1 protein-coding gene is annotated in these 914 nt (G+C 63.3%); it reads right to left on the bottom strand.

Features of this window, described 5'->3' with window-relative positions; all coding sequences use genetic code 11:
- A partial coding sequence (gene aceA, locus QZH66_RS17140; protein WP_305807050.1) for an isocitrate lyase occupies positions 1-914 on the bottom strand: 914 nt, incomplete at both ends.

The following is a 914-nucleotide window of genomic DNA, read 5'->3' as shown; positions in this document are numbered from 1 at the left end:
GCGAACTGGAAGGTGTTGTACCAGTTGATGTGGATGCCGGCCAGCGTGATGAACTGGAACTTGTAGCCCAGCGCCGAGAGATCTTCCTGGAACGAGGCGATCTGCTTGTCGTTGAGGTTCTTCTTCCAGTTGAAGGACGGCGAGCAGTTGTACGACAGCAGCTTGCCGGGGCAGGCAGCGTGCACGGCCTGGGCGAATTCACGGGCGAAGCCGATGTCCGGCACACCCGTTTCGCACCACACCAGGTCGGCGTAGGGAGCGTAGGCCACGCCGCGGCTGATGGCCTGCTCCAGCCCGTTCTTGACGCGGTAGAAGCCTTCTGGCGTGCGCTCGCCGGTCAGGAAGGGCTTGTCGTTGGCGTCGTGGTCGGACGTGATCAGGTTGGCGGCCTCGGCATCGGTGCGTGCCAGCACGATGGTCGAGACACCCATGACGTCGGCGGCGAAGCGGGCCGAGATCAGCTTTTCGCAAGCCTCCTGCGTAGGCACCAGCACCTTGCCGCCCATGTGGCCGCATTTCTTCACGGCGGCCAGCTGGTCTTCGAAGTGCACGCCTGCAGCACCGGCGGCGATCATGTTCTTCATGAGTTCGAAGGCGTTGAGCACGCCGCCAAAACCGGCTTCGGCATCGGCCACGATGGGCAGGAAGTAGTCGATGAACTCCTTTTCGCCCGGGTTGATGCCGCGGCCCCACTGGATTTCGTCAGCGCGCTTGAAGGTGTTGTTGATGCGGCGCACCATGGTCGGCACCGAGTCGTAGGCGTACAGCGACTGGTCGGGGTACATGGTTTCCGAGGTGTTGCCGTCAGCGGCCACCTGCCAGCCCGACAGGTACACAGCCTCCAAACCAGCCTTGGCCTGCTGCATGGCCTGGCCGGCGGAGATCGCGCCGAAGGCGTTCACGTAGCCCTTCTT

The sequence above is a fragment of the Stenotrophomonas sp. YIM B06876 genome (assembly GCF_030711595.1).
In the GTDB taxonomy this organism is placed as follows: Bacteria; Pseudomonadota; Gammaproteobacteria; order Xanthomonadales; family Xanthomonadaceae; genus Stenotrophomonas.
The sequence above is the reverse complement of the archived record's forward strand: the minus strand, read 5'-3'. Positions and strand labels throughout refer to the sequence as shown.